Annotated in this window: 17 protein-coding genes (1 of these 17 cut by a window edge); 13 read left to right on the top strand and 4 right to left on the bottom strand. The window is 63.7% G+C overall.

The genetic code is table 11. The features are described 5' to 3' along the window. Together NKH42_RS29450 and NKH42_RS29445 are read left to right on the top strand one after the other, a co-directional pair. Positions 1-802 (top strand): winged helix-turn-helix domain-containing protein (locus NKH42_RS29450; RefSeq protein ID WP_352974700.1); only part of this gene is annotated, 802 nt, incomplete at its 5' end. Positions 803-811: 9 nt separating this feature from the next. Continuing rightward, complete coding sequence (locus tag NKH42_RS29445; RefSeq protein ID WP_352974699.1) at positions 812-1465, top strand: Vgb family protein; 654 nt, start codon at positions 812-814, stop codon at positions 1463-1465. 40 nt (positions 1466-1505) lie between these two features. Here NKH42_RS29445 and NKH42_RS29440 read toward each other — a convergent pair whose 3' ends face one another. Further along, positions 1506-1991: a MarR family winged helix-turn-helix transcriptional regulator gene (locus tag NKH42_RS29440; RefSeq protein ID WP_352506689.1), complete on the bottom strand. Its 486-nt coding sequence runs from the start codon at positions 1989-1991 to the stop codon at positions 1506-1508. A gap of 101 nt (positions 1992-2092) precedes the next feature. Here NKH42_RS29440 and NKH42_RS29435 point away from each other — a divergent pair, with 101 nt between their 5' ends. Continuing rightward, positions 2093-2983, top strand: a complete 891-nt coding sequence (locus tag NKH42_RS29435; protein ID WP_352691514.1) for a DMT family transporter — start codon at positions 2093-2095, stop codon at positions 2981-2983. A gap of 19 nt (positions 2984-3002) precedes the next feature. On the opposite strand, the gene ubiG is transcribed toward NKH42_RS29435, so the two are convergent. Continuing rightward, entirely contained in the window at positions 3003-3752 is a 750-nt protein-coding gene (ubiG, locus tag NKH42_RS29430; protein ID WP_254816707.1) for a bifunctional 2-polyprenyl-6-hydroxyphenol methylase/3-demethylubiquinol 3-O-methyltransferase UbiG, read from the bottom strand. 273 nt (positions 3753-4025) lie between these two features. On the opposite strand from ubiG, the gene NKH42_RS29425 reads away from it, so the two are divergent. The 9 genes from NKH42_RS29425 (at position 4026) to NKH42_RS29385 (ending at position 16931) form a co-directional block, all read left to right on the top strand. Further along, complete coding sequence (locus NKH42_RS29425) at positions 4026-4529, top strand: putative glycolipid-binding domain-containing protein (RefSeq protein WP_352691518.1); 504 nt, start codon at positions 4026-4028, stop codon at positions 4527-4529. Positions 4530-4728: 199 nt separating this feature from the next. Beyond that, the gene (locus NKH42_RS29420) at positions 4729-5982 is read left to right on the top strand and encodes an aspartate kinase (protein WP_352456701.1); all 1254 of its coding nucleotides are present in this window, start codon (positions 4729-4731) and stop codon (positions 5980-5982) included. Between the two features lie 180 nt (positions 5983-6162). Next, entirely contained in the window at positions 6163-8433 is a 2271-nt protein-coding gene (ptsP, locus tag NKH42_RS29415; RefSeq protein ID WP_352691520.1) for a phosphoenolpyruvate--protein phosphotransferase, read from the top strand. Between the two features lie 8 nt (positions 8434-8441). After that, a complete protein-coding gene (gene prfA, locus NKH42_RS29410; protein ID WP_254816711.1) occupies positions 8442-9521 on the top strand; it encodes a peptide chain release factor 1 in 1080 nt (359 codons plus the stop codon). Further along, a complete protein-coding gene (prmC, locus tag NKH42_RS29405) occupies positions 9514-10392 on the top strand; it encodes a peptide chain release factor N(5)-glutamine methyltransferase (RefSeq protein ID WP_352691522.1) in 879 nt (292 codons plus the stop codon). The genes prfA and prmC overlap by 8 nt, the downstream gene beginning before the upstream one ends. A gap of 331 nt (positions 10393-10723) precedes the next feature. Then, positions 10724-11746 (top strand): DUF4167 domain-containing protein, encoded by a 1023-nt coding sequence (locus NKH42_RS29400; protein ID WP_352691523.1) that lies wholly within the window; start codon positions 10724-10726, stop codon positions 11744-11746. Positions 11747-12094: 348 nt separating this feature from the next. After that, the gene (clpB, locus tag NKH42_RS29395; protein WP_254816714.1) at positions 12095-14701 is read left to right on the top strand and encodes an ATP-dependent chaperone ClpB; all 2607 of its coding nucleotides are present in this window, start codon (positions 12095-12097) and stop codon (positions 14699-14701) included. Positions 14702-14849: 148 nt separating this feature from the next. After that, positions 14850-15215 (top strand): MmcQ/YjbR family DNA-binding protein, encoded by a 366-nt coding sequence (locus NKH42_RS29390; RefSeq protein WP_352476322.1) that lies wholly within the window; start codon positions 14850-14852, stop codon positions 15213-15215. Between the two features lie 234 nt (positions 15216-15449). Then, entirely contained in the window at positions 15450-16931 is a 1482-nt protein-coding gene (locus tag NKH42_RS29385; protein WP_352506682.1) for a L,D-transpeptidase family protein, read from the top strand. A gap of 21 nt (positions 16932-16952) precedes the next feature. Here NKH42_RS29385 and NKH42_RS29380 read toward each other — a convergent pair whose 3' ends face one another. Further along, positions 16953-17585, bottom strand: coding sequence for a TMEM175 family protein (locus NKH42_RS29380; RefSeq protein WP_352506681.1), 633 nt, complete (start codon positions 17583-17585; stop codon positions 16953-16955). A gap of 168 nt (positions 17586-17753) precedes the next feature. Between NKH42_RS29380 and NKH42_RS29375 the strand changes: the two genes are divergently transcribed. Beyond that, a complete protein-coding gene (locus NKH42_RS29375; protein ID WP_352506680.1) occupies positions 17754-19319 on the top strand; it encodes an MFS transporter in 1566 nt (521 codons plus the stop codon). An 18-nt stretch (positions 19320-19337) separates the two neighbouring features. On the opposite strand, the gene NKH42_RS29370 is transcribed toward NKH42_RS29375, so the two are convergent. Then, positions 19338-20320: the 3' portion of a M23 family metallopeptidase gene (locus tag NKH42_RS29370; RefSeq protein ID WP_352506679.1), read on the bottom strand. It continues 976 nt past the right edge of the window; 983 of the gene's 1959 nt are visible here — the last part of the coding sequence; the start codon falls outside the window, past its right edge; it ends in the stop codon at positions 19338-19340.

Below are 20320 nucleotides of genomic sequence, written 5' to 3'. Positions count from 1 at the left end.
CCCCCCGCATCCGGGGCCCCCCCAGGCGGTGGGGGGCGCGGCCACCGCCTCCCCCCGGGTGGTCACGGGCCCGGCGCGCCCCCCCCGCGGCCGGGGGGCGGGGGGGGCGCGCGCGTCCGGCATCCCCGCGCTGATCGCGGAGGTGGAGAGCGCATCGGTGGTGCTGGATACGCCGGCGGCACGCCTTATCGCCCGTGGTGAGGAACGGCCCCTCCTGCTCGATGAAGTCGAAGCGCTTCTGGCGTCGGGGGCGCTCGTGGTGGATGCATGCCGCAATGTGGTGCGGGTAGCAGATACGGTCGTCTCGCTGGCGACCCGCCCGGTGCTGTTCGCGCTGGCCCGCGCGCTGGCCGAAGCCTGGCCGGGGGACGTGGCAAGATCGACGCTTATCGCGCGCGCTTTCCGCGGAAAGGACGCGGATGAATCACATCGCGCACGGTTACGGGTCGAAGTCGGGCGGCTTCGCGCGGAGCTTCGTAGCTTGGCCGATGTGAGCGCAACGAAGCGGGGGTTTGCGCTGGCGCCGCGCCGCGCAGGTGAGGTCGTCGTGCTGGCGCCGCCCGTCGAAGAAGAGCATGCCGCCGTGCTCGCCTTCCTCGCTGACGGCGAGTCTTGGTCGAGTTCGGCCCTGGCGATTGCGCTTGGAGCCAGTTCGCGTACCGTGCAGCGGGCGCTCGAGCAGCTCGCCCAGGCCGGCAAGGTGCAGTCGTTCGGCCGCGGACGGGCGCGTCGCTGGATGACCCCGCCGCTGCCGGGTTTCCCGACAATCTTGTTACTCCCCGGTCCACTGCCGGGCTACTAGGATGGAATTATGGAACGATCCTCTGCCGAAATCCTCCGTGAATACGGACCCGTTCCGGGTGTCGACCACGTAGACGGCGTTACCTTCGACGGTGAGCATGTCTGGTTTGCCTCAGGCGACAGATTGAACGCCTTCGATCCGGCAAGCGGCGAAGTGGTGCGCTCGATCGAGGTCGCGGCACACGCCGGAACGGCCTTCGACGGCCAGCACCTCTATCAAATCGCCGAGGATCGCATCCAGAAGATCGATCCAAAGAATGGCCAGGTGCTGGCGTCGATCCCGGCGCCTGGCAATGGCGGTGATTCCGGGCTCGCCTGGGCCGAAGGAACGCTCTGGGTCGGGCAGCATCGGGGCCGAAAGATTCATCAGGTCGATCCCGAGACAGGGGCAATCCTTCGCACCATCGTTTCCAACCGCGTCGTCACCGGCGTCAGCTGGGTCGACGGCGAGCTGTGGCATGGGACTTGGGAGGGCGAGGAGAGCGATGTCCGGCGGATCGATCCTGAAACGGGAAAGGTTCTGGAGAAGCTCGATATGCCGCCGGGAACAGGCGTGTCGGGGCTCGAATCCGATGGCGGCGACCAGTTTTTCTGCGGTGGCGGAAACAGCGGCAAGATCAGAGCTGTTCGCCGGCCCAAACGAGGCTCTGCGACCAAGATCTGAGCTTTTTCCATCCCCTCGGCCCGGCCCTTGGCCGGTTCGGTTAGCTCAAGCTCGCGATCAGTTTTTCGAGCAGGCGGGCCAGCATGGTCTGCTCCGGGCGTGCTAACCCAGAAAGTATCTGGTGCTCGTTGGCGACGTGAGCAGTCACCGCCTCATCGATCAAAGCGAGGCCCTTCCCGGTCAGCTGCACAATAATCCCGCGGCGATCGTCGGGGTGCGGCCCGCGCTTGATCAGGCCGGATTTCTCGAGCCGATCGAGGCGGTTGGTCATCGCGCCCGACGTCACCATCGTCGCCTCGTACAGAGCCGTCGGCGTCAGCGCATATGGCGGCCCGCAACGACGCAGCGTCGCCAGCACGTCGAATTCTCCGGATTGCAGCCCGTAACTTGCAAACAGCGGCGCCAGCCGCTCTCGTGCGATCAACGAGGCGGCCTCGTTCAACCGTCCAAGCACGGCCATCGGCGAGACATCGAGATCCGGCCGTTCCTTTTTCCATTGCTCGATCGCTTTTGCCGCGCGATCCATGTCTCTCACCGTTATATATCTTGACGTGAAGAATCTTTATATTATCTTACCTCAGCTTGTGGTGTAGGCCAAGGGCCGCGAACGGGCGACGGGATGGTGCGATGAAATTTCTCTGGGACTCGGCGCTTGGCCTTCTGGTCGTCACCGGCGGACTGCTCGGCCTGACGCTGCCGTTCGGCAAGATCGCGACGACGGCCGGCGTGCCCGCCATGGTCTGGGCCTTCGTCATCTCGCTTGGCGCCGGCGGCGTGCTTTTGTGCGCATTGCTGCTCAACGGGCAGCGCATGCGGCTTACGCTGCACAGGCTGCGCTATTTCTTCGTGACCGCGGCCGTCTCCTACGCAATCCCCAATCTGCTGATGTTTTCAGCGATTCCGCATCTGGGCGCCGGCTATAGCGGCATCATGTTCACGCTGTCGCCGGTCGTCACGCTGGTGTTCTCGATTCTGCTCGGCGTCAGGCGCCAGACCACGCTGGGCGTCGTCGGCATCGCCGTCGGTTTCGTGGGCGCAGTCATGGTGGCCGTGACGCGCGGCGAAGCGGGCCAGCCGGCCGAATTTTTCTGGGTTGCGATGGGCCTGCTCATCCCCGTCAGCCTCGCCGCCGGCAACATTTACCGTACCGTCGACTGGCCCGAAGGCACCGGCCCGATCGAGCTCGCCGTCGGCAGCCGTCTGGCAGCAGCTTTGATGCTGCTTGCCGGCATTCTGGTGCTGCTGGAAGGCAATGCATTCGGCTCGCTCGGCGGCGTGCGGCTGGTCGCTGCGGCACAGGTGGCATCAGCCTCGGCGATGTTCGCCTTCTTCTTCCGCCTGCAAGCGGTCGGCGGCCCGGTCTATCTCAGCCAGATCGGCTACGTCGCGGCGGCGGTCGGGCTGTTTGCCGGGACCCTCTTCCTCGGCGAGCGCTATCAACTGCTGACCTGGGCCGGTGCCGTCATCATCACCGCCGGCGTGTTCATCACCACCAGGGCGCAAAGCCAGAAGACATAGGGGCGAGAAGGCATAAGTTTCAGACGGATGCTTTCTCCGCCAGCACCATGTAGTTGACGTCCATGTCCTTCGAGCGCTGCCAGCGGTCGGCGAGCGGGTTGTAGGTGACGCCGGTGCGGTCGATGACGGTCAGGCCAGCACCTGCAAGCGCCTTTTCCAGTTCCTCGGGGCGCACCAGCTTGCCGAACTGGTGGGTGCCGCGGGGCAGCCAGCGCAGCACATATTCGGCGCCGATGATGGCCAGGCCCAGGGCCTTCAGCGTGCGGTTGATGGTGGCCACGAACATGATGCCGCCGGGCTTGACCATCTCGCCGCATTTGGCCAGGAACAGATCGACATCGGCGACATGCTCGACCACTTCCATGTTGAGGATGACGTCGAATTTTTCGCCGGCGTCGGCCAGGTCTTCCGCGGTGGTGGCGCGGTAATCAACGCTCACGCCGACTTCCGCCGCATGCAGCTTGGCCACTTCGATGTTGGTGGCGGAGGCATCGGCGCCGACCACTTCGGCGCCAAGCCGCGCCATCGGTTCGCACAAAAGCCCGCCGCCGCAGCCGATGTCAAGGAAGCGCAGGCCTTCGAACGGCCGTGCCGCACGCGGATCGCGGCCGAAGCGGGCCGCCACCTGGTCGCGGATATAGGCAAGCCGGATCGGGTTGAACTTGTGCAACGGGCGGAACTTGCCGTTCGGGTTCCACCATTCGGCGGCAAGGGCGGAAAAGCGTTCCACCTCTCCGGCATCGATCGTCGATCGTCGGGGCTCAGGCATCGCGTGGTCTCCTCGGACGCTAGGAAGTCGGGCGCGAGGCTGCGAATGTCAAGGCGCGAAATTCACCGCCGGCTGCGCGATGCGCGCGATGCCTGCCGACGCCGCCTTTTGCCGGCTGCATTTGTGTCAGCACGTGTCAGTTGATGGTGTGCCGGAAGGAAACGCCTAGGCTTTGGCGAACGAAGCAGAGACATCGGGTTCGGAGGAGTGCACAACGATGCGAGCGGTTGCTTCCATTCTTTGGCGCCGGCTTGACCAGGAAGGCCACGACGCTTGTCGGAAGCGAGTTCTGGGTGGAATCTCAGGGGACAAGCGCTTTTCGTCCAGGACGGCAAGCCGTGCAGCATCGCGTACGAAGTGGACTGCGACGCCGATTGGCGTACACGCTCGGCGCGCGCCGACGGCTTTGTCGGCACGCAAGAGCTGCATTATGGGATCGACCGGCTGACCGAGCGCCCATGGACGCTGAACGGCGAGCATCAAGCGGAAGTCGACGGCCTCATCGATGTCGATCTCGGCTTCACACCCGCCACAAACCTTTTGGCGCTTCGCCGTTTTGCCCTCGATGTCGGCATGGCGACGCCCGCGCCGGCAGCCTATCTGACATTTCCCGAACTCAGGCTCGTTCGCCTGGAACAGACCTACCAGCGCGTCGATGCGGCACATTACGCCTACGAAGCCCCGATGTTCGGCTACAATGAGATGCTGGAGGTCTCGCCGATCGGTTTCGTCCTCGACTATCCGCGCCTGTGGAGAGCCACGGCACAGCTGGGCTGAAGCGCGCACCATATTGGCAAGACGCAGGGCAGGCACGATGCTGCGCTGGTGTGTCGCCCGGCCGCCAGCGGCGGCACGCCTTGCGAAACGACTGTCATTTGGCTAAGGAGGCCGCGCATTGAGCGCCTCGCCACAGCTTGGCGCATTTTTCCACTTTTCGGCCTTCGGTCCGGCATCCAGTCAAAGGCATTTCGCTTCCATGGCGCGCATCGTGATGAAATTCGGCGGAACGTCCGTCGCCGACATCGCCCGCATCCGCAATGTGGCGCGCCATGTCAAACGCGAGGTCGATGCCGGGCATGAGGTCGCAGTGGTGGTCTCGGCGATGGCCGGCAAGACCAACGAGCTCGTGCAATGGACGCGCGAGGCCTCGCCAATGCACGATGCGCGCGAATATGACGCCGTAGTCGCTTCCGGCGAACAGGTTACGGCCGGCTTGCTGGCGATCGCGCTGCAGAACATCGGCGTGCATGCCCGTTCCTGGCAAGGCTGGCAGATTCCGATCAAGACCGATAACGCGCATGGCGCGGCGCGCATTCTCGATATCGACGGCGGATTCCTGATCAAGCGCTTCGGCGAAGGCCAGGTGGCGGTGGTCGCCGGTTTCCAGGGCATCGGGCCGGACAACCGGATCGCAACGCTCGGCCGCGGCGGTTCCGATACCAGCGCAGTCGCCATCGCGGCGGCGGTCAAGGCCGACCGCTGCGATATCTACACCGATGTCGATGGGGTCTACACGACCGATCCGCGCATCGAGCCGAAGGCCCGGCGGCTGGCCAAGATTTCCTTCGAGGAAATGCTCGAAATGGCCTCGCTCGGGGCCAAGGTCCTGCAGGTGCGCTCGGTCGAGCTTGCCATGGTGCACAGGGTGCGTACCTTTGTGAGGTCGTCCTTCGACGATCCCGATGCACCCGGAATGGGGGATTTGCTCAATCCGCCGGGAACGCTTATTTGCGACGAGGAAGAGATCGTGGAACAGCAGGTCGTCACCGGAATTGCCTATGCCAAGGACGAAGCGCAGATTTCGCTGCGCCGCGTCGGCGACCGGCCGGGCGTCGCCGCCGGCATTTTCGGGCCGCTGGCCGAGGCCAACATCAATGTCGATATGATCGTCCAGAACATTTCCGAGGACGGCAAGTTCACTGACATGACTTTTACCGTGCCATCCGGCGACGTCGACAAGGCGCTTGCCGTGCTCGAACGGCTGAAGGCGACGATCGGCTACGACGTGGTGCAGTCGGAAGCCGGCATGTCGAAGGTCTCGGTCATCGGCATCGGCATGCGCAGCCATGCAGGCGTCGCCGCCACAGCCTTCAAGGCGCTGGCCGACCGCGCGATCAACATCCGCGCCATCACAACGTCCGAAATCAAGATTTCGATCCTGATCGACGGTCCCTATACGGAACTAGCAGTTCGCACTTTGCATTCCGTGTACGGTCTGGATAAGCAGTAGCAGACTGCATCGGCCCGAAAATCGGAGTCGATTTTCGGAAGGCGGGATGCGCGGATCGAAAGGCTTGGAGCGGTCTTTATGCGTCCAATTGGACGATGGCGCTCTAATTGAGTTGTTGCGTTTGTGCCGCTGTGCAGGGCAACCTGCACCGGTTGAAACGCTATTGGAGAAGAAGCCGCGATGCGTGATTCGGCCAGTGGCCCGCGCGTTTTGCTGAAACGGCTCCGCGAGCTCATGCAAGAGCCGCTGGAGCCGCAGGAGCGGCTTGACCGAATCGTGCGCGACATCGCCTCCAACATGGTTGCCGAGGTCTGCTCGCTTTATGTTCTGCGCGCCGATTCGGTGCTCGAACTCTACGCCACCGAAGGCTTGAACCCGAACGCCGTCCACCTGGCGCAGCTGAGGCTGGGCCAAGGCCTGGTCGGCACGATCGCGGCCTCGGCGCGGCCGCTCAACCTCTCCAACGCGCAGGAGCATCCTGCCTTCGCCTACCTGCCGGAGACAGGGGAAGAGATATACAATTCCTTCCTCGGCGTGCCGGTGCTGCGGGCAGGGCGGACGCTCGGCGTTCTGGTCGTGCAGAACAAGACCATGCGCCATTATCGCGACGACGAGGTCGAGGCGCTGGAAACGACGGCGATGGTGATCGCCGAGATGATCGCCACCGGCGATCTGGAGCGGCTGACAAGGCCCGGCCTAGAGCTCGATCTGCGCCGCCCGGTAAGCTTTACCGGCCTGTCCTTCAATGAAGGCGTCGGGCTCGGCCATGTGGTGCTGCACGAGCCGCGTATCGTCGTCACCAACCTGTTCAACGAGGATAGCGAGGAAGAGGTCAGGCGGCTCGACGCGTCGCTCGGCTCGCTCAGGCTGTCTATCGACGACATGCTGGAGCGCCGCGACGTCGCCTTCGAGGGCGAGCATCGCCAGGTGCTCGAAGCCTATCGCATGTTCGCCAACGACCGCGGCTGGGTGCGCCGGCTGGAGGAGGCGATCCGCAATGGCCTGACGGCCGAAGCGGCGGTCGAGAAAGTTCAGAGCGACATGCGTGCCCGCATGCTGCATATGACCGATCCGTATCTGCGCGAACGGATGAGCGATTTCGACGATCTCGCCAATCGGCTGCTGCGGCAACTGATGGGGCGCGGACCGGAGGACGTCGCGGCCGCGCTGCCCAAGGACGCCATCATCGTCGCCCGCTCGATGGGGGCTGCCGAGCTGCTCGATTATCCCAGGGACAAGCTGCGCGGGCTGGTGCTGGAAGACGGCGCCGCGACCAGCCATGTCGTCATTGTGGCGCGAGCCATGGGCATACCCGTCGCCGGCCAGATGAAGGGCGCCGTTTCCATGGCGGAAAACGGCGATGCCATCATCGTCGACGGCGAGGAAGGCGCGATCCATCTGCGCCCGCAGCCCGACCTCGAGGCGGCCTATGCCGAGAAAGTGCGCTTCAGGGCGCGGCGGCAGGAGGTCTACCGCGAGCTGCGCAAGAAGCCGTCGGTGACCAAGGACGGAGTCCAGGTCGATCTTCTGATGAATGCCGGACTGGCGGTGGATTTGCCGCAACTGGCCGAAGCAGGTGCGGCCGGCATCGGCCTGTTCCGCACCGAACTGCAATTCATGGTCGCCTCGACCTTTCCGCGCGCCGAAGCCCAGGAGCGGCTCTATCGTGACGTGCTCGAAGCGGCGCGCGGCAAGCCGGTGACATTCCGCACCATCGATATCGGCGGCGACAAGGTGCTGCCCTATTTCAAGGGCTCGATTCAGGAAGAGAACCCGGCACTCGGCTGGCGCGCCATCCGCCTGACCCTCGACCGGCCCGGATTGCTGCGTACCCAGATCCGCGCGCTGCTCAAGGCGTGCGGCGGACGCGAACTGAAGCTGATGCTGCCGATGGTGACCGAACTCGGCGAGATTGCGCAGGCGCGCGAGATCATCGATCGCGAGGTGCGGCATCTGTCGCGCTTTGCCCATCATTTGCCGACCAGCCTCAAACTCGGGGCGATGCTGGAGGTGCCGTCGCTGCTGTTCCAGCTCGACGAACTGATGAAGGCGGTCGATTTCGTCTCGGTCGGCTCGAACGACCTGTTCCAGTTCGTCATGGCGGTGGATCGCGGCAACACCCAGTTGTCCGACCGCTTCGACCCGCTCTCGACGCCGTTCCTGCGCGTCCTGAAGCAGATTGCCGACGCCGGGGCGCGCAACCATACGCCGGTGACCCTGTGCGGCGAACTTGCCGGCAAGCCGATTTCGGCGATGGCGCTGATCGGCCTTGGCTACCGCTCGATCTCGATGTCGCCGGCATCGATCGGCCCGGTCAAGGCGATGCTGACTGAACTGCCGCTCAGCGAGCTGGAGGCGTTCTTCGACGACAATCTGATGGCGCCGGCGCATGGCCTGCCGATGCGGGCGCTGCTGCAAGCCTTTGCCGACGACCGCTCTATACCGCTATAGACTTCGCCATGATCAACCTGCCCCGCGACCGTATGGATCAAGTCGTCAAGCGTTTCGACATGCTCGAAGCGCAGATGTCGGCCGGGCCGGCGCCGGACGCCTATGTGAGGATGGCCTCCGAATATGCCGACATCCAGGAGATGGTGGCAAAGATCAGGGCACTGCGCGCCGCCGAGCGCGAACAGGCCGATCTGGAGGCGATGCTCGCCGACAAGGGCACTGACGCCGAGATGCGCGCCTTAGCCGAGGCCGACCTGCCGGAGGTCAAGCATCAAATCGAGGTGCTGCAAAAGGACATCCAGATCCTGCTGTTGCCCAAGGATGCCGCAGACGACAAGAACGCCATCCTCGAAATCCGTGCCGGCACCGGCGGTGACGAGGCGGCGCTTTTTGCCGGCGACCTGTTTCGCATGTACGAGCGCTATGCAGCGGCGCATGGCTGGCGTTTCGAGACGGTGTCGGCCAGCGAAGGCGAGGTCGGCGGCTACAAGGAAATCATCGCCACCGTTTCGGGCAAGGGCGTCTTTGCCCATCTGAAGTTCGAATCCGGCGTGCACCGGGTGCAGCGCGTGCCGACGACCGAGGCGGGCGGGCGCATCCACACTTCGGCGGCGACGGTCGCGGTGCTGCCGGAAGCCGAAGAGGTCGACATCGACATCCGGGCCGAAGACATCCGCATCGACACGATGCGCGCCTCGGGTTCCGGCGGCCAGCACGTCAACACCACCGATTCGGCCGTGCGCATCACCCATCTGCCGACCGGCATCATGGTGGTGCAGGCGGAAAAATCGCAGCACCAGAACCGGGCGAAGGCCATGCAGATCCTACGCGCCAGGCTTTACGACCTCGAACGCAGCAAAGCGGACGAGGAACGTTCAGAATCGCGCAAGTCGCAGGTTGGCTCGGGCGACCGCTCGGAACGCATCCGCACCTATAATTTTCCGCAGGGTCGCGTCACCGATCATCGCATCAACCTGACGCTCTACAAGCTCGACCGGGTGATGATGGGCGAACTCGACGAGATCATCGACGCGCTGATAGCCGATCACCAGTCGAAGCTGCTCGCCGATATAGGCATCGATGGCTGACAGCCTGCCCGCCACTCTGGCGCCGCTGCTGCGGGAAGCGCGAAACCGGCTCGCCGCAGCCGGGATTGCGGATCCGGCGCTCGATTCCAGGCTGATCGTCGAGCATTTTTCCGGCACGAACCGCACGCAGGCCATCGCCGATCCTGGGTGCGCGGTCGATGCGGACGTGACGGCGGGAATCGATGCCGCCTTGCGCCGGCGCATCGCCGGCGAGCCGGTGCACCGCATCCTCGGTTACCGCGAATTCTACGGCTTGCGCCTTTCGCTTTCGCCGCAAACGCTGGAGCCGCGACCGGATACCGAAACGCTGGTCGAGGCGGTGCTGCCTTTCGTCAAGGCAATGGCGGCACGCGAAGGCGGTTGCCGCATCCTCGATCTCGGGACCGGCACCGGTGCCATCGCGCTGGCGTTGCTCAGCGCGGTTCCGGCCGCGACCGCCACTGGCGTCGACATTTCGCAAGAGGCGCTGGCCACCGCCACGCGCAATGCCAGGGAATTGGGGCTCGCCGGCCGGTTCACGGCGCTCAAATCCGACTGGTTTGAAAAAGTTTCTGGCCGGTACCATGTAATTGCCGCAAACCCTCCCTATATACCCTCAGACGACATTGGAAATCTGCAGGACGAGGTCCGCAGTTTCGATCCACGCCAGGCCCTGGATGGCGGTGTGGACGGTCTGAGCCCCTACAGGAAGATCGCCGCAGGAGCGGCAGCGTATTTGGAAGTCCAAGGCAGGATTGCGGTCGAGATCGGCCATACGCAGCACCAACAGGTTACGGAGATATTCTCCGCGGCCGGGTACAGTTCTGTCGGGGTGTTTCGTGATCTCGGCGGAAACAACAGAGTTCTTGTGTTCGAACGGTGGAAGCCGTGATGCAGTGCGAAAAAAGCGCTTGGCAATACCGGGGAATGCGGCTAGGGTCGCCTTAACCGGATGAGACGAAGCAGGCAGTGCTCTTAGCGATTCGGTTTTCCTTGGAAATAGCTGCCTTCTTGCGCAAACGACGCCCAAGCTTCGTGCGGGAATCGTCCGGCAAGTGAAGTAACCGGAACAGGATGGCACGTGGCGCCAACGCAATTGATGCGGGCGAACGCCGGTGAAAGAACGAAACGGCTGGCCGCATGAGCGCCTCCGTTCGTGAAGAGTTTTTCGAAAATTTCAAAGTGAAGAGAGTCTAATGAGGCCACAACAGCAAAACAGGCGCATGCGCGGTCGCAACAACAATGGCGGCGGCGGCAATAACAATAACAACAACAACCGTAAGGGGCCGAATCCCCTGACGCGCAACTATGAGAGCAACGGCCCGGACGTGAAGATCCGCGGATCGGCTCAGCAGATTGCCGAGAAGTACGCAACCCTAGCCCGTGACGCGCACAGCTCCGGCGACCGGGTGATGGCGGAAAACTATCTCCAGCACGCAGAACACTATAACCGCATCATCGCAGCCGCTCAGGCGCAGATGCCGATCCAGAACGCCCAGCAGATTCGCGATGATTTCGACGATGATGGCGACGAGGATCGCGACGAGTTCGACAATGCTGGCAACAACAATGCCAACGAGACATCGGGCTCGACGGTCAATCAGGGGGCCGGCCCGCAGCCGGTCATCGATGGCACGCCGGCCGAGCTGGCGCTGAACCAGGAAAACAGCCGTGACAATCGCGGCGGCCGCGATAACCGTGACGGCCGCGACAATAATGGCGGTCGCCACCGCGACCGTCGCCCCAATGGCGGTTACGGCCAGAACGGCCAGCGTGGCGAGTTTAGCTCGCGCGGCGAGCAGCAGGGTGGCCAGCGCGTCGAACAGCCACGGCGCGAGGAGGTTCCGGCGCAGGCGGAGCCCGTGCGGGCAGCTGAGCCGATCTTTGTGGGTGAGCCCGCACAGCAATTTCACAACCTTTCGCCGGCGGGTCTCGCCGCCCAGGCCGAGCTCAACGAAGCCGCTGCCGAAAGCAGCCCGGCCCGCCGCCCCAGGCGCCCGCGTCGCCCGCGCCTCGATGTCGAACAGGCAAATGGCGGCAACGACAACGCCGGCCCTGAGAGTGCCGAGACAAGCAATGCCGAGACAAGCAATGCCGGGACTGGCAATACCGAGACTGGCAATGTCGGGACTGGCAACACCGAGACTGGCAATACCGAGACTGGCAATACCGACGCTGGCAATGTCGATGCAGCGCCGGCTGAAAGCCCCGGCGGTCAAGCTGTGATCGCAGACGTCGAGAATTGATCGAAAAAACGTTCGGCCGATCTTAGGGCATCCTTTAGCCCAAAGGCGCGTCGCGTTCGACCGGCCTCATGCGACGCGCGTTAGGTTCCTATTGTGATGATGCATATCGTTATCGCAAAACCGCCGCGCACTTTTGCGGGACATGTATGGACGGCGGAGAGAAATCTCCGCCGTTTTTGTTTTGCGTGCTCGCAATATTATTATCCATTCGCCAGTGTCGAGGCGTCTTGAGGGTCCGTGGTTTGCGTCCCATATCTTGCGTGAACAGGATCCGGCTCGAACGGGCGGGTCCGTCACCGCAATCTGATCCGGTGCCGCGAAGCGGGCCGGTGACGGAAGGAGACAGGCATGAATCTTGAAAAATATTCCGAGCGCGTGCGCGGCTTTATCCAGTCCGCGCAAACCATGGCGCTTTCCCGCAATCACCAGCAATTCACCCCCGAGCATATCCTCAAGGTCCTCGTCGATGACGACGAGGGCCTGGCTGCGTCGCTGATCGAGCGCGCCGGCGGCAATGTCCGGGACGTCAAACTCGGCGTCGAAACGGCACTGGAGGCAATGCCCAAGGTCGAGGGCGGCAATGGCCAGCTCTATCTGGCCCAGCCGCTGGCAAAGGTGTTTTCGACCGCCGAGGAACTGGCCAAGAAGGCCGGTGACAGCTTCGTCACCGTCGAACGGCTGTTGCAGGCGCTCGCCATGGAAAAATCGGCCAAGACGGCCGACATCCTGGCCAAGGCCGGTGTCACGCCGCAGAAGCTGAACCAGGTCATCAACGACGTACGCAAAGGTCGTACCGCCGATTCGGCGAGCGCCGAGCAGGGCTACGACGCGCTGAAGAAATACGCGCGCGACCTGACGGCGGACGCTCGCGCGGGCAAGCTTGACCCGGTCATCGGCCGTGACGACGAGATCCGCCGCACGATCCAGGTGCTGTCGCGCCGCACCAAGAACAACCCGGTGCTGATTGGCGAACCCGGCGTCGGCAAGACGGCGATCGCTGAAGGGCTGGCGCTGCGCATCGTCAATGGCGATGTGCCGGAATCGCTCAAGGACAAGCAGCTGATGGCGCTCGACATGGGCTCGCTGATCGCCGGGGCCAAATACCGCGGCGAGTTCGAGGAGCGGCTGAAGGCGGTGCTTTCCGAGGTCACGTCCGCCGCCGGCGGCATCATCCTGTTCATCGACGAGATGCACACGCTGGTCGGCGCCGGCAAGGCGGATGGCGCCATGGATGCGTCGAACCTGCTGAAGCCGGCGCTGGCCCGCGGCGAACTGCACTGCGTCGGCGCCACTACGCTCGATGAATACCGCAAGCATGTCGAGAAGGATGCGGCCCTTGCCCGCCGCTTCCAGCCGGTCTTCGTCAATGAGCCGACGGTCGAAGACACCGTCTCGATCTTGCGCGGGCTGAAAGAGAAATACGAGCAGCACCACAAGGTGCGCATCTCGGATTCGGCGCTGGTCGCGGCCGCAACCCTATCCAACCGCTACATCGCTGACCGCTTCCTGCCGGACAAGGCGATCGACCTGGTCGACGAGGCCGCGTCGCGGCTCCGCATGCAGGTCGATTCGAAGCCCGAGGCGCTGGACGAGATAGATCGCCGCATCATGCAGCTCAAGATCGAGCGCGAGGCGCTCAAGGTCGAGAAGGACGACGCCTCGAAGGACCGGCTCGCCCGGCTCGAGAAGGAACTCTCGAACCTCGAGGAGGAATCGACCGAGCTGACCTCGAAATGGCAGGCCGAGAAGCAGAAGCTCGGGCTTGCCGCCGACCTCAAGAAACAGCTCGACGAGGCGCGCAATGAACTTGCCATCGCCCAGCGCCAGGGTGAATTCCAGCGCGCCGGCGAACTTGCCTACGGCAAGATCCCGGAACTCGAAAAGCAGCTGAAGCAGGCCGAAGCCAGGGATGGCAAGGCCGGCATGGTCGAAGAAGTGGTCGGCCCCGATCACGTCGCCCATATCGTCTCGCGCTGGACGGGGATCCCGGTCGACAAGATGCTCGAAGGCGAGCGCGACAAGCTGTTGCGCATGGAAGACGAGATCGGCAAGCGCGTCGTCGGCCAGGGCGAGGCCGTGCAGGCAGTATCGAAGGCGGTACGCCGTGCGCGCGCCGGCCTGCAGGACCCGAACCGGCCGCTCGGCTCGTTCATGTTCCTCGGGCCGACGGGCGTCGGCAAGACCGAACTGACCAAGGCGCTGGCCAGCTTCCTGTTCGACGACGAGAGCGCGATGGTGCGTATCGACATGTCGGAGTTCATGGAGAAGCACTCGGTCGCCCGGCTGATCGGCGCGCCTCCCGGCTATGTCGGCTATGAGGAAGGCGGCGCGCTGACCGAAGCGGTGCGGCGCCGGCCCTATCAGGTCGTGCTGTTCGACGAGATCGAGAAGGCGCATCCGGACGTGTTCAACGTGCTGCTGCAGGTGCTCGACGACGGCCGGCTGACGGACGGGCAGGGCCGCACGGTCGACTTCCGCAATACGCTGATCATCATGACGTCCAATCTCGGCGCCGAATATCTGGTCAATCTCGGCGAGGACCAGGATGTCGACGTCGTGCGCGACGAGGTGATGAATGTCGTCAGGGCTTCGTTCCGGCCGGAATTCCTCAACCGCATCGACGAGGTCATCCTGTTCCACCGGCTGCGCCGCCAGGATATGGGCCAGATCGTCCAAATCCAGCTCAAGCGGCTGGAAAACCTGCTTGTCGACCGCAAGATATCGCTTTCGCTCGATCAGGAGGCGATCGACTGGCTGGCGGCCAAGGGTTACGACCCGGCCTATGGCGCGCGGCCGCTGAAGCGGGTGATGCAGAAGGAATTGCAGGATCCGCTGGCGGAAAAGATACTGCTCGGCGAGATCCTCGACGGCTCGACTGTCAAGGTCACCGCCGGATCCGACCGCTTGAACTTCCGCTCGAAGCCCGCAGTCGTGGCAACCGAGGCGGCCGCCTGAGTTCAAGCCAAGAGCCTGTTCCATCCCGATCGAATCGGGATGGAATTCCTAGCTTCAATTTCGACCATGATCTTTTCCGAAAAACCGGCATCCGCTTTTTGCTACGCCGACCGTCGGTCCATGGTCTAACACCACTGGCGGGGCGCAGTTGACTTTGGACGACTACAACAGTTTCTGCGCCTCGCTGCCTTCGACGACCCATGTCGTGCAGTGGGGTGGCGCCCATGTCTGGAAAGTCGGCGGCAAGGTGTTTGCGATCGGCGGCTGGAGTGAAGGCAAGGAGCCGTTCGTCACCTTCAAATGCTCCGAGATCGCTTATGACGTGCTGAGGGAACAGCCGGGCCTTCGGCCGGCGCCGTATCTCGCCTCGCGCGGCATGAAATGGATCCAGCGCCGGACAAGCGAAAGCATGGATGATGAAGCGCTGAAGGATTATCTGCGCGAAAGCCACCGTCTCGTCGTGCTGAAGCTGACGAAGCAGGCGCGCAAGGAATTGGGATTCGCTGCCGGTTAATCGGTCAGAAATCCGCCATCTTCATGCCCGGTTCATATTGGAACCTTATCGTGTGCAAGTGATTTGCTGGCGAAGGGGTTGGCGACCACATCGGCCCGAAATCGATTTTGATTTTCGCAAAGCACGATGCGGAGATGTAAAGCGTTAGAGCGTCCTTGCACCCAAAGGGACGCGCGGCGCTCTTGAGAGACAATGCCGGCGGCGGCAATTACGGACCGGAGAATTTTGGCCATCATGTTGCGCACCATCCTCACCCTTTCAGCGTTTGCTGCCGGGCTGCTGGCGTCGAATGCGATGGCCTCGCCGATGGCCGATACCGCGCCGCGGGTGGTTCGTGCTGCCAATGACGGCGGCATTCTTGTCGCCCAGGACGGCAATCTCGACATCTATTACGACGCCAGGGGAAACCGCGTCATCGTCGATGCGGAAACCGGCAAGGTCATCGCCATCCAGCCGCCGCAGACCAGGCTCGACCGCCGTGTTTTGCGCCGCGAGCGCTTGCGCAACCTCGGACCGGTCGAGGAGGACGATCCCTATTATCTCGACCCTGAGGACACGGCCCGGTTCCGCCGCAGGCAGTTGGAAGACGAAGGCAGGATCATCGTGCCGCCGGCCGACGAGTACGACCCCTATGGCGACAATTCCATGGATGCCTTCCCCGAAGCGCCGCGGGATGACGGCTACGGCAACGATTATCCGGAGGCAGCGCAGCCGGTGAGGCCACGCACCATCGAGCGCCAGCCGCTCAACGAGGCCTCGATCGAGCCGGTCGAGCCGACGGTGCCGAACGAGCAGGCGGCGTTACCGCCAGACACAGCCCCGCCGCCAGACACAGGCGGCAAGGCGGCGGTCGACCCGTCGCTTTCGCTCGGCGCGCGTCAGGACGTGGCGGAACTGCAGGTGCTGCTCGACCGAGCCGGTGCGTCGCCCGGCGTCATCGACGGACGCTTCGGCTCGAATGTCGACAAGGCACTCGCCGCCTACAATGAAATCACCGGCAGCAATCTGAAATCCACCGACGCGGTCGGTATCCAGGCCGCCCTGGCGCAATCCGGTGGCGATGCATTCGCCTCCTATACGATCACGCCCGAGGATGCGGCCGGCCCCTATGTCGCTTCGATACCGGAGGACTACAGCCAAAAGGCCCAGCTCGACCGCATGGGCTACACGTCGGTGCCCGAGGCGCTGGCCGAGCGCTTCCATATGGATGAAACCTATCTGAAGAAGCTCAATCCGGACGCCAATTTCAATCGTCCGGGCACCATCATCAAGGTTGCCAATTTCGGCAGGCTGGTGGCGACGCCGGTGGCGCGCATCATCGCCGACAAGGCCAACAAGCAGGTCCGTGCCTACGACGCGGCGGGCAAGCTGGTCGCAGCCTATCCGGCGACCATCGGCTCGTCGGATACGCCGTCGCCGTCCGGCACGCATGCGGTGTCGCGTGTCGCATTGGACCCGAACTACACCTACAACCCGAACATCAATTTCAAGCAGGGCGAAAACGACAGGATCCTGACCATCCCGCCGGGGCCGAACGGCCCGGTTGGCTCGGTCTGGATCGCACTGGACAAGCCGACCTACGGCATTCACGGCACGCCGGATCCGTCCAAGATCGGCAAGACCGAAAGCCACGGCTGCGTGCGGCTGACCAATTGGGATGCGCGCGAGCTCGCCAAGATCGTGACGCCCGGCGTTATAGTGGAGTTCGTCGACTGAAGCGCAACGCCTTCGCTCGAATCACCCGATGACCTTGCGCAGCAGTGGCGCGCGCAGCGCTGCGGCATAGGTCAGCTGCACCACCAAGATGAAGCCGACGCTGAGCAAAGGGCTGGCTAGGCACAGTGCCGCGCCGATCGCCCACAGGATCTGTGCCTTGACGATGCGCAGATAGACCGTTCGGGTGGTCTCCGCGTCGACACCGTCGGCCAGAAATCCGTTTTTGTCCGCGTAGCGCCAACTGGCGAGCAGCGTCAGTCCCAGCATCAGAAGATTGAGCCAGTAGACGAGCACCGCGGTCCTGAATTCAAGGAAGTCGGCCAAAAGATCGGTCGAAAACGGCAGCAAGGCGATGAAGCCGAGGAAGCAGAGGTTCAGCGTGGCAAGCCGCCGGTCGGATTTTGCGATCAACCCGTGTTGCGCCTGCTGGCCGAACCAGAAGATGGTCAGCGTCAGGAAGCTGAGCGCATAGGTCAGGAAGCGCGGCGCCAGTGCTGTGATCGCGGCGATCAACTCGCTTTCGGAATGCACCGTTTCATGCGCCGGCACCCTGATCTCGAGAACAATCAACGTGAGCGCGATGGCGAACACGCCGTCGGTGATGCCGACGACGCGCCCGCGTCCTTCCGCCGAGGGCTCGAGCGGTCGTTTCATGCGGTAGTTCCCCCTTGTTGCAGCGTTGCGGGAATCTAGCACGGCATCCACCGTTTGCACCCGGACGGGCGTTCTCTCCTGCCTGTATGGCCAGGTTCGGCCTGGTTTCAACGAGAACAGCCTGCTGGCCGGTTGTCGGCGGCATGCCGGCGGTCTAGGTAAGGCGGCATGCACACGCCAACCAAAGTCGGTACTGGCGCCATTCCCCTGACCGGCTCACTTCCGGCCGATACGTTCTGCCCGCGGGCGCGGCGGCGGTTCGTGCTGATCGCCGCGATTCTGGCTTCCGCGCTCGGCTTTATCGATGGATCGGTCCTGGCCATTGCGACGCCGGCTATCCGCGTCGATCTCGGCGCCAGCCTGGCCGAGGCGCAATGGATATCCAACGCCTATGCATTGACGCTTTCAGCCCTCATTCTCGTCGGCGGCGCCGCCGGCGATCGTTTCGGCCTGCGCCACTCTTTCGTCGCCGGCATCGTCCTGTTCATTGCCGCCTCGCTTGCCTGCGCGCTGGCGCCTAACCCGGCGATGCTTATTGCATTTCGGGCTGTCCAGGGTATCGGAGCGGCCATCATGGTGCCGGGCAGCCTGGCCATTATCGCCAAAGCCTATCCAAAAAAGGAACGCGGCCGGGCGATCGGCATCTGGGCCGCGGCATCGGCACTGACGACGGCGCTCGGCCCGGTGCTGGGCGGCTTCGTGCTGTCGGTGTTCGGCAACGGCATCTGGCGGGCGATCTTCGCCATCAATCTGCCGCTCGGTCTTATCTCGATCTATCTTCTGCTGGCCAAGATCCCTGCCGACGCGCCGGCGGAAAAGCGCAGCCTCGATCTCGGCGGCGCTGCACTCGCCATATTGGCGTTCGGAGCTCTCGCTTACGGCCTGACCTCGATGAGTGGTGACGGGGAGGGGCTGATGTCCGGCCCGAGTATCGCCGCCGGTGCGGTTTTGCTCGTCGTGTTCATCGTCTTCGAGCGCCGGCGGCGCGAGCCGATGATCGATCTGTCGCTGTTTCGGATCGGCGCGTTCGCGGGCGCCAACGTGGCGACCTTCTTCCTTTATTTCGCCCTGTCGGCCAATTTGTTCTATCTGCCGATGCTCATGATCGCCGGATGGGGGCTGAGCGCGGCCGAGGTCGGCTTTATATTCCTGCCGCTGTCGGCGTTGATGGCACTGTTATCCGGACCGGTTGGCCAGTGGTCCGACCGCATCGGGCCTCGCTTTCCGATCGCCAGCGGCAGTCTGGTTGTGGCTCTCGCCTTTGCCGGACTTGCCTTGCTGGCCTATTGGGGCATCCACAGTTTCTGGCTGGGGGTATTCCCGCTGATGGCTCTGATGGGGTTCGGCATGGCGCTGGTGGTATCGCCGCTGTCGACCGCCATCATGACGGCGGTCGAGGACAAGGATACGGGTGCGGCCTCGGGCATCAACAACGCCGTCTCGCGGATCGGCGGCCTGATCGCCGTGGCGGCGATGGGATCGCTGGCGGCCTGGGTTTATGCTGGCGTGCTCAGCACCGGTGCCGGCACCGGCCTTCCGGGTTTCGGCGAACCGCCGCCAGCCGGCCTGGCGCCCGGCCTCGATGCGGCACGACTTGCCGCCAGCGACGCGGCATTCGCAGCCGTTGCCGCGGTGACCGCGCTGCTTTGCCTGCTTTCGGCAATCACCGCCTGGACGACGGTTTCGGGCGAGCGGCTGCCATGGGTGCGCGACACGGCGAATCAGCAGGGCTGACCACGAAAAAACGTCGGCTCAGCCTTCGATCTTGGCGCTCGCGACCTTCAACTGATTGCTGTCTTCCTGCTTGAGCAGGTCGTCGATGCGTTCGCGCTCGCGCTTGAAGGCGACGAGGTCGTCGCCCTTCAGCGTCTTGCCGACCGGCAGGCGGACGCGCATCGAATCGACCTTGGTGCCGTTGACGATCAGTTCGTAATGAAGGTGCGGACCGGTGGAGAGGCCGGTTGAGCCGAGATAGCCGATAACCTGACCCTGGCGAACGCGAACACCCGGCTCGATGCCTTTGGCAAACGCGCTCTGGTGATTGTAGGACGTCTCGTAGCCATTGGCGTGACGCAAGATGATCTGCTTGCCATAGCCACCGGCCCAGCCGGCCTTTTCGACGACGCCATTGCCTGCGGCAATGATCGGCGATCCTACGGGAGCTGCCCAGTCGGTGCCGGTATGCATCTTCACATACCCCAAAATGGGGTGGCGCCTCGCACCGAACCCGGATGTAAATCGGCCATTGGGCAAGGGATTGCGCAGCAGGAACTGCTCGGCGCTGCTGCCGTTTCCGTCGAAATAGTCGGTGCTGCCGTCCTGCATCTGGAAACGGTAGAAATTTCGCGTCGTGCCGCCGAAAGTCGCGGAGACGTAAAGCAGCTCGGATTCGTCGGACGCCTGGTCGTCGCCATCGGGCTGCGAGAACAGCACCTCGATGCGGTCCGTGGGATTGAGGCGCGACTGGAAGTCGACACTGGATGCCAGCAACTTGATCAGCCGTTGCGTCATCGCCTTGGACATGCCGTAGGAATAGGCGGTGCGGTAGATGCCGTCATAGACGTTCGGCAGATTGCCGCGCACTATGGGCGCAGGCGAATCGTCGAACGCCGTCAGCAATTCGGGATTTGGCTCCGGCTCCTGCGCCGGCACGTATTGGTCGTGGTCGTCGAGTGCGATGGTGACGATGTGCTGGGTCCTGTCGTACACGCTGGTGCGAACGATCTTGGCGGCGT

Source organism: Mesorhizobium sp. M1142, assembly GCF_040318565.1.
In the GTDB taxonomy this organism is placed as follows: Bacteria; Pseudomonadota; Alphaproteobacteria; order Rhizobiales; family Rhizobiaceae; genus Mesorhizobium.
Note: the sequence above shows the minus strand (reverse complement) of the source record. Positions and strands in the feature narration are given on the sequence as shown.